General features: G+C 33.9%; 17 protein-coding genes and 1 other RNA gene. 14 read left to right on the top strand and 4 right to left on the bottom strand.

Features of this window, described 5'->3' with window-relative positions; all coding sequences use genetic code 11:
• The first annotated feature begins 290 nt into the window (after window positions 1-290).
• Window positions 291-1223, top strand: coding sequence for a transglutaminase-like domain-containing protein (locus tag FFWV33_RS12545; RefSeq protein ID WP_108741220.1), 933 nt, complete (start codon window positions 291-293; stop codon window positions 1221-1223).
• 53 nt (window positions 1224-1276) lie between these two features.
• Here the strand turns inward: FFWV33_RS12545 and fsa are convergent, their stop codons facing one another.
• Together fsa and FFWV33_RS12535 are read right to left on the bottom strand one after the other, a co-directional pair.
• On the bottom strand, window positions 1277-1933 hold the full coding sequence (gene fsa, locus FFWV33_RS12540) for a fructose-6-phosphate aldolase (RefSeq protein WP_108741219.1): 657 nt from the start codon (window positions 1931-1933) through the stop codon (window positions 1277-1279).
• 186 nt (window positions 1934-2119) lie between these two features.
• The gene (locus FFWV33_RS12535) at window positions 2120-2923 is read right to left on the bottom strand and encodes an SDR family oxidoreductase (RefSeq protein WP_108741218.1); all 804 of its coding nucleotides are present in this window, start codon (window positions 2921-2923) and stop codon (window positions 2120-2122) included.
• 887 nt (window positions 2924-3810) lie between these two features.
• Here FFWV33_RS12535 and FFWV33_RS12530 point away from each other — a divergent pair.
• The 8 genes from FFWV33_RS12530 (at window position 3811) to FFWV33_RS12495 (ending at window position 12973) form a co-directional block, all read left to right on the top strand.
• Entirely contained in the window at window positions 3811-5169 is a 1359-nt protein-coding gene (locus FFWV33_RS12530) for an O-antigen ligase family protein (protein WP_108741217.1), read from the top strand.
• A gap of 101 nt (window positions 5170-5270) precedes the next feature.
• On the top strand, window positions 5271-6791 hold the full coding sequence (locus FFWV33_RS12525) for a transglutaminase domain-containing protein (protein ID WP_159086021.1): 1521 nt from the start codon (window positions 5271-5273) through the stop codon (window positions 6789-6791).
• 86 nt (window positions 6792-6877) lie between these two features.
• On the top strand, window positions 6878-8161 hold the full coding sequence (locus tag FFWV33_RS12520; RefSeq protein ID WP_159086020.1) for a hypothetical protein: 1284 nt from the start codon (window positions 6878-6880) through the stop codon (window positions 8159-8161).
• Window positions 8162-8275: 114 nt separating this feature from the next.
• A complete protein-coding gene (locus FFWV33_RS12515; protein WP_108741214.1) occupies window positions 8276-9835 on the top strand; it encodes a T9SS type A sorting domain-containing protein in 1560 nt (519 codons plus the stop codon).
• A gap of 6 nt (window positions 9836-9841) precedes the next feature.
• Window positions 9842-11488, top strand: coding sequence for a hypothetical protein (locus tag FFWV33_RS12510; protein ID WP_159086019.1), 1647 nt, complete (start codon window positions 9842-9844; stop codon window positions 11486-11488).
• Window positions 11478-11939 carry a hypothetical protein gene (locus tag FFWV33_RS12505; RefSeq protein ID WP_108741212.1) on the top strand — a complete coding sequence of 154 codons (462 nt, stop codon included), beginning with the start codon at window positions 11478-11480 and terminating at the stop codon, window positions 11937-11939. Before FFWV33_RS12510 ends, FFWV33_RS12505 begins: the two co-directional genes overlap by 11 nt.
• Window positions 11940-12128: 189 nt before the next feature.
• Window positions 12129-12695, top strand: coding sequence for an REP-associated tyrosine transposase (locus FFWV33_RS12500; RefSeq protein WP_108741211.1), 567 nt, complete (start codon window positions 12129-12131; stop codon window positions 12693-12695).
• A gap of 98 nt (window positions 12696-12793) precedes the next feature.
• On the top strand, window positions 12794-12973 hold the full coding sequence (locus tag FFWV33_RS12495; protein WP_108741210.1) for a hypothetical protein: 180 nt from the start codon (window positions 12794-12796) through the stop codon (window positions 12971-12973).
• Window positions 12974-12976: 3 nt separating this feature from the next.
• Here FFWV33_RS12495 and ffs read toward each other — a convergent pair.
• Window positions 12977-13074, bottom strand: an RNA gene (gene ffs / locus FFWV33_RS12490) — signal recognition particle sRNA small type.
• An 88-nt stretch (window positions 13075-13162) separates the two neighbouring features.
• On the opposite strand from ffs, the gene FFWV33_RS12485 reads away from it, so the two are divergent.
• From FFWV33_RS12485 to FFWV33_RS12480, 3 genes are all read left to right on the top strand, one after another.
• Window positions 13163-14212 (top strand): glutaminyl-peptide cyclotransferase, encoded by a 1050-nt coding sequence (locus FFWV33_RS12485; protein WP_108741209.1) that lies wholly within the window; start codon window positions 13163-13165, stop codon window positions 14210-14212.
• Between the two features lie 106 nt (window positions 14213-14318).
• Window positions 14319-14753: a transposase gene (locus FFWV33_RS19420; protein ID WP_211316260.1), complete on the top strand. Its 435-nt coding sequence runs from the start codon at window positions 14319-14321 to the stop codon at window positions 14751-14753.
• A complete protein-coding gene (locus FFWV33_RS12480; protein WP_245891508.1) occupies window positions 14753-15619 on the top strand; it encodes an IS3 family transposase in 867 nt (288 codons plus the stop codon). Before FFWV33_RS19420 ends, FFWV33_RS12480 begins: the two co-directional genes overlap by 1 nt.
• Window positions 15620-15934: 315 nt before the next feature.
• On the opposite strand, the gene FFWV33_RS12475 is transcribed toward FFWV33_RS12480, so the two are convergent.
• Window positions 15935-16837, bottom strand: a complete 903-nt coding sequence (locus tag FFWV33_RS12475; RefSeq protein WP_108741208.1) for a hypothetical protein — start codon at window positions 16835-16837, stop codon at window positions 15935-15937.
• Between the two features lie 115 nt (window positions 16838-16952).
• On the opposite strand from FFWV33_RS12475, the gene FFWV33_RS12470 reads away from it, so the two are divergent.
• Entirely contained in the window at window positions 16953-17981 is a 1029-nt protein-coding gene (locus FFWV33_RS12470; protein WP_108741207.1) for a formimidoylglutamase, read from the top strand.
• A 111-nt stretch (window positions 17982-18092) separates the two neighbouring features.
• Complete coding sequence (locus FFWV33_RS12465) at window positions 18093-19352, top strand: DEAD/DEAH box helicase (protein WP_108741206.1); 1260 nt, start codon at window positions 18093-18095, stop codon at window positions 19350-19352.
• The last annotated feature ends 19 nt before the right edge of the window (window positions 19353-19371 follow it).

The raw sequence follows: 19371 nt of genomic DNA, 5'->3' as shown, positions 1-19371 counted from the left end.
GGGAATCCGTACTGTTTTGGGTATCGGTACTTTTATTGCACTTATTTTATTGATTGACTATTTCGATTAAAAAATGATTCATAAACTAGTTTTACAAGTTCTTCAAAAACTACTTCACTTTTAGATCAAAATCATGGTTTTTATCACAGAATAGGAATAGCAATTATCATTTCGAAAAAAACTGTTAAACAATCTTCAAAAACATTTTTTTCACACCAAAATCAGCTATAAAATAGGTACTTTTGATAAAAATGTAAAATCATTCCTGTTTTTGCCTTTTTAGGTTATTTATGATAAATATTAAGAACATTACTTTTACTCAAATAAAGCAGAGTCTACAGGTCAAAAAACCATGGGACGATGTCATTATTTTTGTACTTAATATTTTAATTTCCATACCCGTTTTTATCATCGCTCACGAGAACCTAATCGAACTCAACTGGCCTTTCAACATTGATAGAATACTTCTATTCATCTTATTATTAATCGCCATTCAGCTTACATTACGATTGTTGCGTACCATTATAATCATTTGCATATTTGTCTATATATTGGCTTTAGTCTATGGTACAACATTTGGTAATTATGGTTTTGACAGTATTTTTGAGGACTACAACTCCATGATTTACACCATGTCAGACAATCCGTATCCGCAAGATATCATTGTTTCCAAGCTTTTACCTTTCCCAAACAAAAACTTGATTCTCAATGCTATTGAGTACAAAAATCCAAAAGTACGCACCTTTGCCATCATGGCTACCAATGAAAATTTCAAAAACGTAAGAGGTTATTCAGAGTACCGAACCATTATTCAGTGCTTTGCCGTTTTCAAAGAAATTAATAGTCGTTGGCATTATGTAAGCGATCCAAAAGACGATGATTACATTGCTACAGCAAGCGAATCCCTAAAATACCTTTCTGGAGACTGCGATGATCATTCGATACTTATGGCTGCTTGTGTACGCGCCATCGGTGGCACGCCTCGCCTCATACATACCAAAGGACACATCTACCCTGAGATTTTGATCGGGAGCATGAACGACTTAGAAACAGTAAACTTTTTGATCAAAAATGTGTTGTTCACCAAAGAAAGTGCCAACAAACAATTGCATTATCATATCGATGAGCGCAACCAAATTTGGTTAAACTTAGACTATACAGCCTCTTATCCTGGCGGACCATTCATGTCTGAAGAGATACTGGGTGCTTTGACCTTAAACTAAAAAAGCCTCATTTTTAATAAAAAAAATGAGGCTTTACTATTTTTAGAAAAATATTATTTATTTCCTTTTTCAAAATCAGCAACAAACTGCGCCAATCCAATATCTGTCAATGGGTGTTTCAACAAACCATAAATTGCAGACAATGGTCCCGTCATTACATCAGCACCAATTTTTGCACAGTTCACAATATGCATCGTGTGACGTACAGAGGCAGCCAAAATTTGAGTTTCATATCCGTAGTTATCATAAATTTCTCTAATTTCTTGAATCAAGTTCAATCCATCAGTCGAAACGTCATCCAAACGACCAATAAAAGGAGAAACATAAGTGGCACCTGCTTTTGCAGCCAACAAAGCTTGTCCAGCAGAGAATACCAAAGTTACATTTGTTTTAATTCCCTTATCAGAGAAGTATTTTGCAGCCATGATCCCTTCTTTGGTCATAGGCAATTTCACTACGATTTGCTCGTGTAAGTCAGCCAATTCTTCACCTTCTTTCACCATTCCGTCAAAGTCAAGAGCATTTACTTCAGCACTTACATCACCTTCAACAAGATTACAAATATCCACATAATGCTTCAAAATGCTGTTTTTTCCAGTGATTCCTTCTTTAGCCATCAAAGACGGATTTGTAGTTACACCATCCAAAACACCTAAAGCTTGCGCTTCTTTAATCTGAGCCAAATTAGCCGTATCAATAAAAAATTTCATATTTCTTAATTTATTTATGTTTAATAATTTAATTCATCCGTTCCAAAAATATCCTTTGGGCGTGCCACCACTTACAGGAGCAGGCCAATTCAGTTTGCGAGTAGTCGCCTGCTCCCGCAAGCGCTGTCAGGCTATCCGCACTGCAAGGTAGTTTGCTCCTATCCTTCACGCAAAACCGACGCTAATTTACAACTTATAATGTTTCATTAACATTTTTTCATATACTTTGTCAGGTAAAATACGTTTCAGTACAATAGAAAACTTTTGCATAAAAGCACCTACCTTATAATGTATCCTAGGGTTTGGTTCTTGAATAATAGCAAAAACAGCTTCTGCCATCTCCATTGGATTACTACCTGCATCTACATGCTCATCCATTGTTTCTAGCATATCACCATACACCTTCTCATAAGCAGATCCTTGAATTACGGGAGCATGAAACCTACCTGAGGCTATATTAGTGGCAAAATCTCCAGGAGCAACATTTGCAATATGTATCCCAAACGATTTTACTTCCATTCGTAACGCTTCAGTTATAATTTCTAAAGCTCCTTTCGATGCCGAATAAATAGAACGGTACGGCAAGCCCATATAGCCCGCAATTGAGGTTACATTCAAAATCAAACCCGATTTTTGAATCCTCATTTGTGGTAAAACTGCTTTCATGACTTCGATTGGACCAAAAAAATTAGTCTCAAAATTATTTTTGATTTCTTCGGTAGGTATCTCTTCAAGTGGTCCCGTTATTCCAACCCCAGCATTGTTTATCACCACATCTATTCGTCCAGACCGAGCAATAACTTCGGCAATGGCGGTTTTTATAGTCGCTACATTACGCACATCCAAAGCTAATAACGGAAAAAGAGAATCTGTGATTCGATCTGGGTTGCGGCTCGTTCCATAAACTGTAAATCCTTTTTGTTGCAAAAACTCGCCTATAGATTTCCCAATTCCAGATGAACCTCCTGTTATTAAAACTACTTTATTCATTTAAAAATTTTAGAAAGCAAATATAGTATTTTTGTTCAAAAATTTCTTTTTATAGACTACTCAAATAACCAAAACTTTCTTCTTAATGCAGCTCAATTAATTGTTACTTTTTTTTTAAATGCACTAAGAATTCTTTAATTGCACTATTTTAAATTTTAAGAAATTCAAAAAAAAACATTTGTTTTATACTCCAATCAATTTGAAACCATTACACAACGCAATAAATACTGTTTTTTAACAAAATTTTTTATATTTTAAGAACATAAAAACATTATTAATAAATAATTTAATAAATTTTCATTGAAAATGTAATATCACTAAAAGTGGGTATAGGTTTAACATAATTTTTGGACTATGTTTGTTAACAAGAAATAAATACAAACTGAATTTTTAAAAGTGAATAGCAAAATTACCTTTCCAACGCTTCTATTGTTAGTTACAATTATTGCAGGACTTATCAATACAGATTATTTCTACCAAACCACTAGCATTGCCTATTATGCCTTTGGCATAAGTGCTTTGCTATTTGCAATTACCCCCCCCCCCATTTATATTTAACTGATAATAAACAACTTAACACTTGTTTACCCATTCTACTTTGTGGTTTATGGGTTTCTTACATTGCCGTTCGGTATTTTTTAATAGGTGGTTCAACGGACATTGTTATTTATTATGGCATACATTTTCTGCTAATTTGTACTGCTACTCAATTATTCAAACATCCTCAATTCGACTTCCAACTACTCGCTTTTGGAATTATTGCTATTGCTACAGTAGAATCTTGCTATTGTTTACTACAATTTTTTGGCACATTAGAAAGCAAAAACAACCTCTTTACAGTTACAGGTTCATGGAGTAACCCCAATGTTACGGCATTATTTCTAGCCATGACAACTCCATTCTTTTATGCTTCTTTCAGACAAAAACAGTCAAAAATAACGGCTATTAGCTTCGCATTTCTATTAGTTGCGCTGTATTTACTCAAATGTAGAGCGGCTTGGATTGGTATTGTAATGGCTGCCGTAATTTATTTTGGTTTAGAATATGATTTTATCAAATGGGCAAAAGACAAAAAGAATCAAATGTCTGTCAAAGCACTTGCGATTGTTTTTTGTATTATTCTAATTCCAATTGGCAACCAACTTTATAACAGCAAAAAAGCCTCGTCGGACGGGCGTAAATTTATCTGGAAATTATCGACTTTGATGGTTGTAGAAAAACCATTATTAGGTTATGGTTATGGTTTATTCGAAAAAGAATACAATTTATTTCAAGCACAATATATCGAAAAAGGTAAAGCCACCTCCGAAGAAATGCAAAATGCAGGACACGTTTTAGTCCCTCATAACGAAATTTTTCAAAATGCTGTTGAAGGTGGATTAGTTGGGCTCACATTATTGTCATTTTTTATTGGTTCATTACTAGTTGCTTTGAAGAGTAGAAAGTCATTAGTACTTAGTCCTAAGTCCTTAGTCGAAAGTGCAAATCTGGAAGAAGATAGCGAATCGCCACAATACTCCATAAACAATAATCGCATTTTTCATCTTTCCTTTGCTGGAGTGTTTGCTTTTGTAATAATAGCGATGGTTAATGTTGCGACACAATGTATTCCTGCTATGACAATGTTCTCAATTTATGCGGCTATAATTTGCTGCCAAGTGCAACCTATTTCATTGCCAAAATGGATAGCTATGAAAGACAACTCTATTGCCACCACAATTAAAATGGGGGGAATTGCAATTAGCATTTTCTTGTTAAGTTCTCTTGTCAATACTGCAATTGCCGACAGACAAAACAAAAAAGCATCTTTGCTTGTAGTAACTAAAAATTATCCAGAAGCCTTAAAAATACTCCAGAAAATCCAACCAAAATTACAACAATACCCTGATTACTGGAAAAATTTAGGATTGGTTTATTATAAAACAAAAAAATATTCAGACGCTATCGATTGCCTCAACAAAGCCAAATCGTACAGTTCGGACCCCGAATTGTTTTTAGGCAAGGGGTATTCATATCAAAAACTAGGACAATACGCCAACGCCATTATTCAATTTCGACTATTAATCTTGACAAAGCCTTCTAAATTCAAGTATCGCAACTTATTGATGCAGGCCTATTTAAAAAACAAGGACATCCCAAATGCAAAAAAAGCTGCCCAAGAGATAATCGACTTAAAGCCTAAAATACCGTCAAGAAAAGTACAGTATTATAAGATGAAAGCTAAGAAAGTGGTCAGTCGTAGTTGATGGTTTTCAGTTGTTGGTTGATAGTTACCAGTCGCAATTAAACAAATAACTGAATAAACCAATTAAACGATTAAACAAATAACCTATTAAACAATTAACAAATGTTACACAAATTTAAGCCACTATTATTCTTGCTAATTTGCTCACTTGGAGTGTACGCTCAACATCCTGTTGCTGTTGAACAAAATCTAAAAAAGGCAGGTAGTAATCGACCTGAATTGGAGAAAGCAATTGCACATTGCCAGCAAACAAATGACCCGAAAAAACTACAAGCCATTTATTTTTTGATTGCCAATATGGACATCCACCAATCGGCGGATTATTATTGGGAAAGCAAAGATGGTCAAAAAATCGCCTACAACGAACTAGATTATCCCGATTTTAATGAAGCTTCCAAAGTAATTGAATACATCAAAACTCAAAATCCCGGTTTGAGACCCAAACCATTTAAGAGTAACGATATTGAAACCATCAAAGGAGATTTCTTGATAAACAATCTCGAAAAAGCATTTGATGCTTGGAAATATTCTCCTGTTAAAAACATTTCATTCGATGCTTTTTGCGACTATATTTTACCTTATAGAATCAATATAGAGCCACTTCAAGAATGGAGAACTGCATATAGCACAAAATTTAGCTGGATAACTCCTAAAATAAAAGACATTGGTTTTGAAGCCATCCTTCCGTATGTAACCGACGAAGCCAATTCGTGGTTTACAAATACCTGGAGTTTTGGCAAACGCAAAGACCCTTTGCCTCGATTAGGCAGTCTGCAACTACTTTTTCGCAAACAAGGTCCTTGTGAAGACTTGGCAGATTTAGGAGTTTTTACCATGCGCTCTCAAGGAATTCCTGCCACCGTAGATTTTATTCCCTATTGGGCAACCACAAAAGGAGGTCATGCGTTGAACGCTTTTTTTGGCGATAACAACCAACCCACTCATTTTGACTATGGAACAAAAGAATACAATGAAAAACTAAGACGAGAACCTGCCAAAGTTCTAAGAACAACTTATTCTAAAAACCCACAAAACCTAGCTAGTTTTGAAGAACAAGATAAAATCCCAAAGGGGTTTTTAAGAGAAACTAACTTCCTCGATGTTACAAATGAATATTGGAAAACAAGAAACGTAAAATGTTCTTTATACCCCAATCAACTACCAAACAAAATCGTTTATGCCTGTACTTTTAGTAGTTTACGTTGGCAACCTTTTTGGTGGGGAAAAATCATAAATAACGACTCTCAATTTGATCAAATTTGCCTAGGCACAGTCGTGTTACCTCAATATTACAGTAATGAGAAAATGATTCCAGCTGGTGCGCCTATTATTGTGGGAGAAACCGAAAATACCGTTTTAACTCCCGACTTCAATCAATTGCAGGATATAAACATCAAATCACTAGCCAATTATTTAATCATAAAACCCAATGTAAGCTACAAATTAATGTATTGGAATAACAAATGGCAATTGACCGAGACTATTACAGCCACAGAAACTACAGTATCACTCCTATTTCATAAAGTACCCAAAAATGCTTTGCTTCTACTCTTGAGTAGCGATTCTAAAGGACTTGAACGGCCGTTTATAATTGATGATACAGGAGAACGAACGTGGTTTTAAACAACAAAATTAAGGATTTAGGAATTTTGAATTAGAAATAATCTTCTAACAAATAATCGAATAAACGATTAACTAACACAAAAAAAATGAAAAAAACAACTCCATTCTTGCTCTTATTCTTCATGGCATCAAGCTTGATTACGGCACAATTAAGTCCGAAAGTTATAAAAAAATTTCCTGCTTCAATGCTTAATAAAATTTATGATATCTCAACTAAAACAGTACTTACTGAAGACCAGCAATTTAAAATTGGCAACAAATTAATTGCCAATGATAGTCTTGCAAATCTAAGTGTTGCCAAAGGAGAGCCCATTGCTAATTTAAAAAATTACTATCCAACAACTCAAAAATTACTAACAGGTATTTTGTCAGACGAACAGTTAGATGCTTACCAATACAAACTAGACAACAAAAACAGATTTCTTTTGGCTTTAAAATCTGCCAAAAAACTAGAATTAACAACCCAACAAATCATTGCCATTAGAGCTCATAACCAGCTTTTGGATTTTCAAAACATGCAAGAATCAGTACAAAAACAACAGTTTTACAACCAAAAACTCGATACTATTCTCAATCAAAAGCAATTTGCAATGGTAATTAATTTGGTTTATACAGACAAATCAAAAGAAGAAGCAGACAATGATTGGAAAAATATTCAAAAACTAAAATTGGTAGCTGCCAAAGATAGTAGTCTCGTACATCGCCAACTATTGGATTATTATATAGGATTGAATAGTTATATAGACTCCAGCGCAAAAAAATTTGATGCCAAAAAAAGCACCGAAATAAAAAATCTAATTGTACTCGAAAAACAACCACCTGTGTTAACTCGATTTAATATTTTATCAGATTTTATATACAAAATAAATATTTTCTCACTAGCGATTCAATTTGAAAAAGAACTAAACCTCAACACCACTCAAATTGACTCTTTATTATCCAAATACAAAGAATTGGAAATAATGAAATACAAAGACAAAGCAACCAATGTACTACTCAAAAAAACAGACACTTATACGTTATTTGAAAACACGGCAATTGCATCTATCCTAGACCCGCAACAAATTGAAAAATTGTTGGCAAACAAAAATAAAAAGAATGCGATACAAATTGCACAAGAAAAGTGGTCTGAGCTTGAAAACAAAGGGCTTACAAAAGGGCAAGATCAAAAAACAGTAACCAAACAATTTGCTATGTACCAATTGCGCTATTTAATGGTTAGCGACCAACTAAAAATGAATAAAAGTGCAGTCAATATGTTCAAAAAACGAGATATAGAGCTCAAAAAACCCGACTTACTCAAACAATTGGACTCTATCAAAAGGAATGAAAAAAATACTACCGTTACCAAAAGTCAATTAAAATGGTAAAGTGAGCGTATTCGTTTTGCAATACTCAATACTTAGAAAACAGTTTTTTGTTAGCAAAAATTACAATAAAAAGTTTTGTAAAAATAAAAATAATAACCTTTAAATAACAAACCAATGACAAAAACAATTACCACTGGGGTTGCCCTGCTACTGCTACTAGGCAGTACACACTGTTTTTCGCAAACAGCCACCGACCCACCCAACCCTCTAAAAAAAGCTAGATTACAGCTTATGGAAGGTTCCCGTTTGTATAATCCTCAAGCAGGACTACAAACTTTTCAGCAGCTAGCCACCGAGGGCAATCCTGAAGCAATGAATGGATTGGCTCAAATCTACATTCAAGGTTTAGGAGTCCCCACCGATGATGTATTGGCAATAGAATGGTTTGAGAAAGCAGCTCAAAATGGCTATGGCAAAGCCTATTACAACCTTGCAACACTATACAGAGAAGGTGTAAGCATACCCAAAGACTTAACCAAAGCGGTAAGCAATTTTGAAAAAGCAGCCAAAGCAGGTGATATAAATGGGTATGCACGCTGGGGCGAATTGGTAAAAAATGGCTTGGGTACCACACGAGACTATGTTCTAGCAATGGATATTTTTGAACAAGGAGCTGCATTAGGAAATGCGCAATGTATTTATGCTCAAGGGTATTTGCATTATAAAGGTTTTGGAGTTCCACAAGATTACAACAAAGCTTTAGCATACTTTAGAATAGCTGCCGACAAAAAAAGCCCCATAGCTATCTATATGCTAGGCTATTGCTACAGTAATGGTTATGGTGTAACGATAGACAAAGAACAAGCGAGCCAATATTACAACCAAGCTGCCGATTTGGGTTTCAAAAGAGCCGAGCTGGAACTAGCACAACCCGAATCTGAAAATGCCGAACCTAATCAAATCAAAACTGTCTCGACACCCCTAGCCGAAGACGTAGAAAATGCCCCTATTGAAGTGCCTAAAAAAATAAAAAAGGTAAAACACAAAATCGCTAAAGGTGATATTAGTGGCGAATACACAGGACACCTCATGCGCTACGACTGGAGCGGTCAAAACATCATTACTACCACACCGCTCAAAATAACGCTAGACCAAGACGGACAAGCCCTTGCAGGAATATGGACAGAACAAGAAGGCGATTCTTTAGCCTTTAAAGCCACGCTCGAAGAAAAAAGAATCCTGTTTAACGATTCTAAAATAGACCGTCTCAATAGGTATGTAGAGCCCGTAATGAAGTCGTATAAATTCAAGGAAGCCAAACTGCAACTACTCGAAAACGAGGACGATATATATATTGTAGGCAACCTGCAATTGTACAACATTAAACAGCACGAAAACGAAAAACCAATGTACCTCATCCTAGAGCGAAAATTGAATGACGAAGAGAAAGAACCAGTCGCAAACCCAGCAAACACCATTGTTTCGCATCTAGTGGTCTATCCTAATCCAGTAACTAGTAATAGCTTTAAACTAAGCTACGAACTGACTATTCCAACCGAAATTAGTATTCGTATATATGATTTTATGGGATTGCTCAAAAGCACTCAAAAGCTCACAACTACTGGCACAGGACTACAAGAACAAATTATACCCTTCAATGCTTCTGCAGGTAACTACATCCTGAATCTGTACTATAACGACCAAGTAATAAAAACCATTTTAATTAAAAAATAACAAGTAATGAAAATAAAATATTTTACATTTGTAATGCTACTATTTTGCTTGTTAGCAGGACAGGGTAGTTATGCTCAGGATGATTGCGATGATGATGATGATTATGAATATTATGATGATGATGATGATACTTGGGATTTAGGTGAATTAGACGAAGTAATTATTGATAATGGTTCATCTGATGATTTTGATTGGCCCGCTGATCCTGAAGAACCAGAAGATCAATTTGGTGATGATGATGGTGATGATGATGGTGGTGGTGATGGTGGTGATGATGGTGATTATGGTGACACACCATCAAATATAGAGATTGTTTGCCCAAATACATGCATTGAAGGTTTTGTTCAAAACGAAGATTGTAGTTGTATAAAAATTGCAGAAGATGATTGTTCAGAAGGAAAAAATAAAACTTATGTGCCTGGTAACTCTTTAAACTATCAAATAGGAGATGTTATTACTTTTAATGGTCCATTTTATTTTTCAGATTTAGATAAAGTACGTAAAAATCTTTTCACTGAAACTGGAACTGCTGCTGCCAATTTAGTAAACCCAGAAATTTTGCAACATGGAAATTATTATGAAATCAAATCATTAAGTTATACATGGACGGCTGTATCAACCAAGTTTAATGGCGGTTACATTGGAGGATTTGAAGGTAAAGAATGTCCAGATAAAACCTCAACAACACCTCCAGGGTTCCCTACAAATACTGGAACTGATTATGAAAACACAGGTGCTTTTAATGATATTCCTGATGATGAAGAAGACAGTCAAACACAAGGTAACACCCCTCCAGATGATTGTTATCAACCCTGTACTACCTCAAAGCTAACAACCAGCAAAATAGTTGTCACAAAAGGAGAACAAAAAATGTGTTCGTGTGAAGAGAATCTTGCTGAAAGCGATTTTGTGGATATTGTAAATCTGATAGATTTAACACCACCCGATTTTCGAATTGAAGGCAATACAGTAAAAATAAAATCTGAAGATGGAACATACAAAAAACCATCTGAATTAGATCCTAATTCACATTTTGATGGAATCGAACTAAATCGATATGCTGCATCTTTGGCAAGAGAATTAAATGATAAGAATAACTTTTTTTATATTGGCTCGAGGAAAGCTACAGACCCATCGTCTGAAAATCAAGCAAGTACACTTTCTTCTGTTAAATTTAGTGATGGTACAAAAGGAAGCGTGATAACTCTAAATTCAAATGGTGGCTATTCAAAAGATTTGGATAATGTTAATAATTTTAAAAGTATTTTAAAACACGAGATATTTCATGTGGATGATAATATATTAAAGACTCCAGATAATTTATCTACACATATCGATGTCTATATAAATGCCATGAAACATATTACATTTAAAGATGCTACTCGGGATTATCAAATTGGTACTATAAGATCATTAGTAAGGTATATTTTAAACATGGATAAAAGAACAGATACTCAAAGAGATTATCCTGTTTATGAAATAAAACAAAAAATAGATAATTTTAATAATATTGCTGGATTAGACTTTACTTTTGTAATAGATCCTCTTGATTACAACCAAAAAGGAACGTTAGATATAAAAATTAGAGACAGACAAAATTTCAATAGTTTATTACCGCAAATACCTTACAAAATTATATCAGATGAAAACTAAAATAAGCCAATTAATTATATTCTTATTTATCCTTACGGGATGTGATAGGCAAAGAAGTTTAGAAGAAATATTAATAAACAACCCAAATGAATCTTGGATATGTTTTGATAATGAATATCAATTTACACATTATATTTTTAAAGAAAATAAAATTTCTGACCGATATACTTTAGATAGAGAAACTAATAAATACAAAAAGTATATTGGTGCAGCTGATAATATAATATTACCATCGGAATGGAGTGTTAAAAATGACTCTATTTTAGACTGGAGAGGAGGTTTTTTTGATGTTTTGACATACGATGAAAATACAATATTTTTATATCTCCAACCCGAAAAAAATAAGTCTGGTAGAATTATTGTTTTAGAAAGAGAAAAAGACAATATTACTAAAAGATTATTTGAGGTTATAAATAAAAGGGAAAAACATCCTGAGAAATACAAATATTAAAAAGACCCCCGCTACCGCACGAATCCTTTCGTGTGGTTTCGTGAATAGCAACGTAATTATTCTAATTTAAAAACTAAAAAGCACAGCGAGAGTTGTGCTTTTTGGGTTTTAAAAATACTGCGTTTTGTATGTTCTGCTGTAATCAAAACTTTTATATATTTACAGAACAGTCTTATTTTTATAGATATTATGAGTAGGAATTATAAATTTCATAATCCAGATGGAGTATATTTTATCAGCTTTGCTGTGGTGGGCTGGTTAGATGTTTTTATGAGAAATGAGTACAAAGATTTGTTTTTAGAAAGTTTGCAATTTTGTCAAAAGAACAAAGGTTTAGAAATTTATGCTTGGTGTATAATGACTAGTCATGTACATTTGGTCTTTCGGAGTATAGATGGACAAAATCCTGAATTATTAATTGGCGATTTAAAGCGATTTACGAGCAGGTCAATTGTAAAAAGCATTCAAGAAAATTCAAAAGAGAGTCGTAGAGAATTTCTACTTGATTTTTTTAAAAAAGAAGCAGAAAAAAGTTCAAATGTAAAACATTATCAATTTTGGAGACATGACAATAAACCAATTGAGCTGTGGAGCAATGCCGTAATACAACAAAAAATAGAATATATACACAATAATCCTGTTGAGGCAGGTTTTGTCTTTAATCCCGAAGATTATGTTTACAGTAGTGCCATTGATTATGCTGGCAAGAAAGGTTTGATTGATGATGTAGTTGTATTTAAATATTTTGGATTTTAAAGATACTTAGGTTAAACGACATGAACCACACGAAAGGATTCGTGCGGTAGCGGGGAGAGTTGTGCTTTTTTGGGTTTTAAACTTTATTTTTATAAAAAATGAAAGCGATTCTATCAATATTGGATTATAGATTTTTGTTTGAAGGTATGAGCGAGACGATCGCGATTGCAGAGAAACCTCCTGTAATCAAAACTACTCTACTCATCATTACTTATATTATAGAAACGTCTAAAAATAAAAAAATCTTCCCTAGGGAAGACAAAATTGTTCAATTTTAAAAAAAATGGCAAGCGACCTACATCGCACCGCTCAACCACGTACCCTTGCTATGTTCCCATCCTGGGGGAGTCTGCAGGAGCTGGTCGTGTAGGACTTGCCGGTGCAAATATACAATCTTTTTATATTTCTGCAAGCCCTTTGTGCTCTAAAAATAACATTGTATATTAGTCGAACAAATTAAAAAAACAATGAAAAAACATAACTTACTATCTGTCATTTTATTAGGAATAGCAATTACTAGTTGTGGCGGCAAAAAAAAAGGTGAAAATTCTATATTTACTTTCGATTCTAACCAATATTCAGCCCAATACCTACCAAAAGACAAGCTTGATTTAGGAATTTTAAACCCTAGTGCAAAAGAAATTGATAGTATTATCTACTACATCAACGATCAAAAAGTTGGAACTAGCAAAGGAAGCAGCAAACTAGCTTTTGAATTCAAAGACCAAAAACTAGGCTATCAAAACCTAAAAGCTTTAGTTTATTTTGGAGGTGAAAATTCTGAAGCCACAGCACGTGTAGAATTAGTGTCTGATGTGACACCGAAATTATTAAAGTATAAAATTATAAATACCTACCCACACGATACCAATGCTTTTACCGAAGGTTTGGAATTTTATAAAGATACCTTGTATGAAAGCACAGGATTGGAAGGAAAATCGTTTTTAAAGAAATTCGATTACAAAACTGGTAAAATCTACAAACAAGTCGATTTGGAAGCCAAATATTTCGGTGAAGGAATCACCATTTTAAATGATAAAATTTATCAATTAACTTATCAAAACAAAACAGGTTTTATCTACAATGCCAAAACCATGAAACTAGAAAAAACCTTCAGCTATGAGAAAGATATTGAAGGTTGGGGAATGACAAATGATGGAACTTATATTTACCAAACAGATAAAACGGAGAAGATATGGAAAATGGATCCTGCAACCCAAAAAATGATTGATAACATTAATGTATATGCCGGAAACGCAAAAATTAAGGCAATTAATGAGCTTGAATGGATTGATGGTAAAATATACACAAATGTTTGGATGAAGGATGCTATAGCAGTGGTGAATCCAAAAAATGGAGCTGTTGAAGGTATTTTGGACCTATCTGGCTTGCGTAAATTACTAAATGTAACCGTAGATGACGTTTTAAACGGGATTGCTTATAACCCTAAAACCAAAACAATATTTGTTACCGGAAAAAATTGGGACAAAATGTTTGAAATCACCGTCTCAGAATAATCATAGCTTACCTCTTACCAAAGAAAACGGCTGTCACATGTGACAGCCGTTTTTTTTATATATCTGGTGTCCCGTCCTGAAATAGCGATACACAAAAAGTATCCTTATGGAAAAACATGAAGAAACACGCTATGTGAAGCGTACCCAAAAAGATTACTCAATGTCTTTTAAATTACAAATTGTTCAAGAAATTGAACGAGGAATTACTACTATTTCTCAAGTTAAAAAAGAATACGGGATTCAGTCTCGGGCTACTATTGTGCAATGGTTACGAAAATTTGGTAACTTTGATTGGGAAAACCAAACACCATTCACTATGTCAAAGGGACCAGAACAAAAGATAATGGAGCTTGAAGCCAAAGTAAAACTTCTGGAGAAGCAGAAGTCCTTTTTGGAACAACAAGCCTTTGTCGCAGATAAAAAAGCAATCATTTTTGATATGATGATTGATATTGCTGAGAAAGAATACCAAATTGATATCCGAAAAAACTCCTCACCCGAACAATCGACCATTTTAAGCAAAAAGAGCAGCAAACAATAATGTTCGCCTGTAATTTGTTCGGGGTAGACAGACAGGTTTATTATCGTAGAATTAAGAGGAAAGTTATTAAAGAAACTAAAGCAATTCAAGCAGTTTCATTGGTTATGGATATTAGAAAATCTATGCCTATATTAGGTACTAAGAAATCATATCTTCTGTTATTTGATGAGCTTAAACCAATGAAAATTGGTAGAGATAAATTATTTGATATACTGAGAGCCAATCACTTATTAATCCAACCAAAACGCAGTTATCACATAACTACTAATTCACATCATCGCTTTAGAAAACACCAAAATAAAATTCTAGATTTAGAAATAAATAGACCCGATCAAGTATGGGTTTCTGATATTACATACATTGGAAAAAGAGATAAGCCGTGTTATCTAAGTATCGTTACTGATGCTTATTCTAAAAAGATAGTGGGTTATTATATTGCTAACAATATGAACACCCAAAGCAGTGTTATAGCCTTAAAGATGGCTATACAGCAAAGAAAAAACAAGGAAGTACCTTTGATTCATCACTCAGATAGAGGATTGCAATATTGTGCAAATGCTTACCAAAAGATCTTAAGTAAAAATGGCATATTGCCAAGTATGACACAGAACTCTGATCCATATGAAAATGCAGTCGCTGAAAGAATAAATGGAATTCTAAAACAGGAATTTATGATTGATAAATATAATCTAGATTTGAAAATTATGCAGAAAATCGTAAAAGAATCAGTTGATATATATAACGAATTACGACCACATTATTCTAATTATATGCTGACACCAAATCAAATGCACGTACAGAATCAAATTAAAATGAGAACATATAAAACAAAAAACACTTGCAAAAACGTTCTTGCAAGTGTTTAATTAATTATTTTTATCCCAATAATCTGTATCGTTTATTTAGGACTAGACATGGCATACCAACCCCAATCTATTACCCATACAAGTCAATATAATTTTGTTAGAGTACAAACAGACTAAAAACTTATTTTAAGCTTTCAAAAAAGTGTTGTTCCTTTTACCTTTCTAATCTGTCAACTTCCTTAATACAACCCTATACTGCATAAAAATAATTCTAAGCGATAGAAACCAATCCAACTGCCCTATTAAACTAAAAAAAAAGAGTAGTGAACTGAATCACTACTCTTTATTATTTTGAATTATTTTAAGTAAATAAGACTATTTCAAATCAAAACTTGATTTAGAAACCAAAACATCTTTATCAAATACATTTACGAAATAAGATCCTTTTGCGAAATTTTTTCCTGCTAAATTCTCAGAAACTACAACTGACTTATTTTCATATTTGATAGTCGTTGCAAAACTATAAGATAAAGTTTTATCACCAAAATTTTGTGTTTTCTTATCACCCAAAACATTGTTTTTACTGTCAATTACTTGTACATAGTAAGTTTTATCACCTGATTTTGCAATTTGATTTTCAGCAATAGTAAAACTAATTTTAAGCCTGTCTGCTCTACTTGCTTTGTCAGTTTCAATTTGTTTTTCTGAACTTCTTAAAAGACCTGGAGTTCTCACAATGTAAGCCGATGTTTTTAAGTTTACAATCGATAATCTAGCTCCTTTTTCAACTGTTTTAGCTAAATCATCATTTTGACTTAATAATGTTTCATTTGTTTTTTGTGAAGCTACCAAAACTACAGCAGTACTATCACGTTGCACGGTAAGTTTTGTGTTTTGTTTTTTCAAACCTTCATTCTCTGCCATTAGGCTTTTCATGTTGGCTTGCAACGCTATAAATTGAGTCTTGTACTTTGCCATTGACGCAACATCTCCCTTTGATTTACTCAAATCAGACATTAAGCTTACTACTTTATCTCTTTCTTTAATTAACTCTTCAGACATCGAAGTGTTTTCAGCAATAGCAGCATCATAAGTTGATTTAAGATCTTGCAAATCTTTCATTACTGTTTCTTTCTCAGTCAAAGTAGTTTTCAACTCTGTTTGAACATTTTCAACATCTGAAGACACTTTAAAAATATAGACTAAACTCCCTACTAATAAAATAGCTAAAACGGCTATTACTGCTTTTAGACTTGAATTACTCTGTTGATTTTCCATTTTTACAATATTGGTTTTTTATTTGTTATGTTTTTTCAAAATTAATGAATATATATTCAAGTTATAACGTAAGTTTATACAATTATAGTATTTTTGAAAAAAAATATTTTTTCCTATGGACAAACTTTTGCCTTTTACAATCAAAGATCTTGGAAAAATCACCAATCATAGAAGTGGTGAAATTAAGTTTGGAGAGAAAATGTTAACCATACCTGCAAATACAGATCCTATTGCCTTTCTGCAAGCTTCTGAAGCCAAATATGTACTTTTTGGCATACCAGAAGATGTTGGTATTCGAGCCAATTACGGACGCCCAGGTGCTGAATCTGCCTGGAAATCAGCTATTAAAAGTATTGCTAACATTCAACACAACCGCTTTTCAAAAGGAAGTTCTATTATTGTTTTAGGCGAAGTAGATGTGCGTGAAGAAATGGCTGAAGCCAAAAATTTGGACTTCAAAGTGATGGACGATCGATTAAAACTTAGCAAGCTTGTAGAAAAGATTGACAAAGAAGTTTCACATATTATTTTTAATATAATAAAAGCAGGAAAAACCCCTATAATTATCGGTGGAGGGCATAATAACTCCTACGGAAATATAAAAGGTGCTGCCTTAGCTAAAGGAAAACCTGTCAATGCCATTAATTTTGATGCTCACTCTGATTTTAGGATTCTGGAAGGACGTCACAGCGGAAACGGATTTTCATATGCTTATGAAGAAGGCTTTCTTAAAAAATATTTTGTCTTTGGTTTACATGAAAACTACACCTCTAAAAGTGTACTGGATATCATCAAAAAATCGGAAGAAAGAGTTCGTTACAACACCTACGACAGTATCAAAATCAGAAACGAAAAACAATTTTATCAAGAGATGGTTGCCTCTCATGAATTTATAAAAACTGATTATTATGGTATCGAAATAGACCTAGACGCTATACCTAACATCCCGAGTAGTGCTATGACTTTGAGTGGTTTCTCAATTGAAGAATTACGTCAGTTTGTTGCTTTTTTTGGTAAACACAGGCATGCTGCATACCTACATATATGTGAAGGCGCACCTGATTTGGGAGAGGAAAAGAACAATCACTTAATTGGCCATTTGATTGGTTATTTGGTGACTGATTTTATAAAAGCCAATCAGTAATTGCTAAATGATTGAAGCCTGATAGCACGTCTATTCAAAGGATTAAATAATTAACACTATCTTTGCGACGCTATCCCTGCACTTTGCACCGGATATTTTAATTACAAAAATATGTTATTCGAAGATTTATCACTTTCAAAAAGTATCCAAAAAGCCGTTTACGAACTCGGTTATACCACTCCTACTCCAATTCAAGAACAATCTATTCCGCTTGTATTAGCAGGTAAAGATGTAATTGGTTGCGCTCAAACAGGAACAGGAAAAACAGCTGCATTTGCGATACCTATTATACACCAACTACATCGTATTGTTGGTTCAAGCAAAAAAGCCAAACAAATTCGCGCCTTGGTGGTAACACCAACTAGAGAATTGGCTGTACAAATTGGTCAAAGTTTTGATACCTATGCCAAATATACCAATCTTACACAGTTAACTATTTTTGGAGGAGTTTCTCAAAATCCACAAGTAGATGCTTTGAAAAACGGTATCGATATATTGATTGCAACTCCAGGACGTTTACTCGATTTGCACAAGCAAGGATTTATAGATCTTGATCACCTGCATACTTTAGTACTTGATGAAGCAGATCAAATGCTGGACATGGGCTTTGTAAATGATGTTAAGAAAATTGTGAAGCTAACACCCAACAATCGTCAAACTTTATTTTTCTCTGCGACAATGCCAATAGCCATTAGAGAATTGGCTGAAATGTTTTTGACAGAACCTCAAACTATAACGGTATCACCCGTTTCTTCGACAGCAGAGAATGTAGAACAACGCGTGTATTTTGTAGAAAAAGGTGAAAAGAGAAATCTTTTGTACCAATTAATTCGAGATGAAAAACTAACTGACGTTTTGGTATTTTCAAGGACCAAGCATGGTGCAGATAATGTTGTAAAAGCATTACGGAAAAACAACATTCCGGCAGAGGCTATCCATGGTGATAAATCTCAAAATGCGAGACAAAGAGTACTTGAGGCTTTTAAAAACAAAGAAGTTGGTGTACTAGTAGCCACAGATATCGCTGCACGTGGTATCGATATCGATCAATTACCAGTTGTTATTAATTTTGATTTACCTAATATTCCTGAAACCTATGTGCACCGTATTGGCCGTACAGGTCGTGCAGGAAATGGCGGAATTGCTATTTCTTTTTGTAGTAAAGACGAGCATGGTTATTGGAAAGACATTCAGAAATTGATAAAGGTTGATGTTAAAACAGTTAGCGATCACCCTTATCCTTGGCATTCTGGAAATCCAGAGACTGCACCAGGAGGCTCAACAAAACCTAAAAATTCTAATCGCGGAAAAGAAGGACATAAATCAAGAAAATCAACCGCATCAAAACAGAATAAAAAGCGTTGGTATTAAGATTCTCTGACACCAAGCT

This window comes from Flavobacterium faecale (genome assembly GCF_003076455.1).
GTDB classification, from domain to species: domain Bacteria; phylum Bacteroidota; class Bacteroidia; order Flavobacteriales; family Flavobacteriaceae; genus Flavobacterium; species Flavobacterium faecale.
The sequence above is the reverse complement of the archived record's forward strand: the minus strand, read 5'-3'. Positions and strand labels throughout refer to the sequence as shown.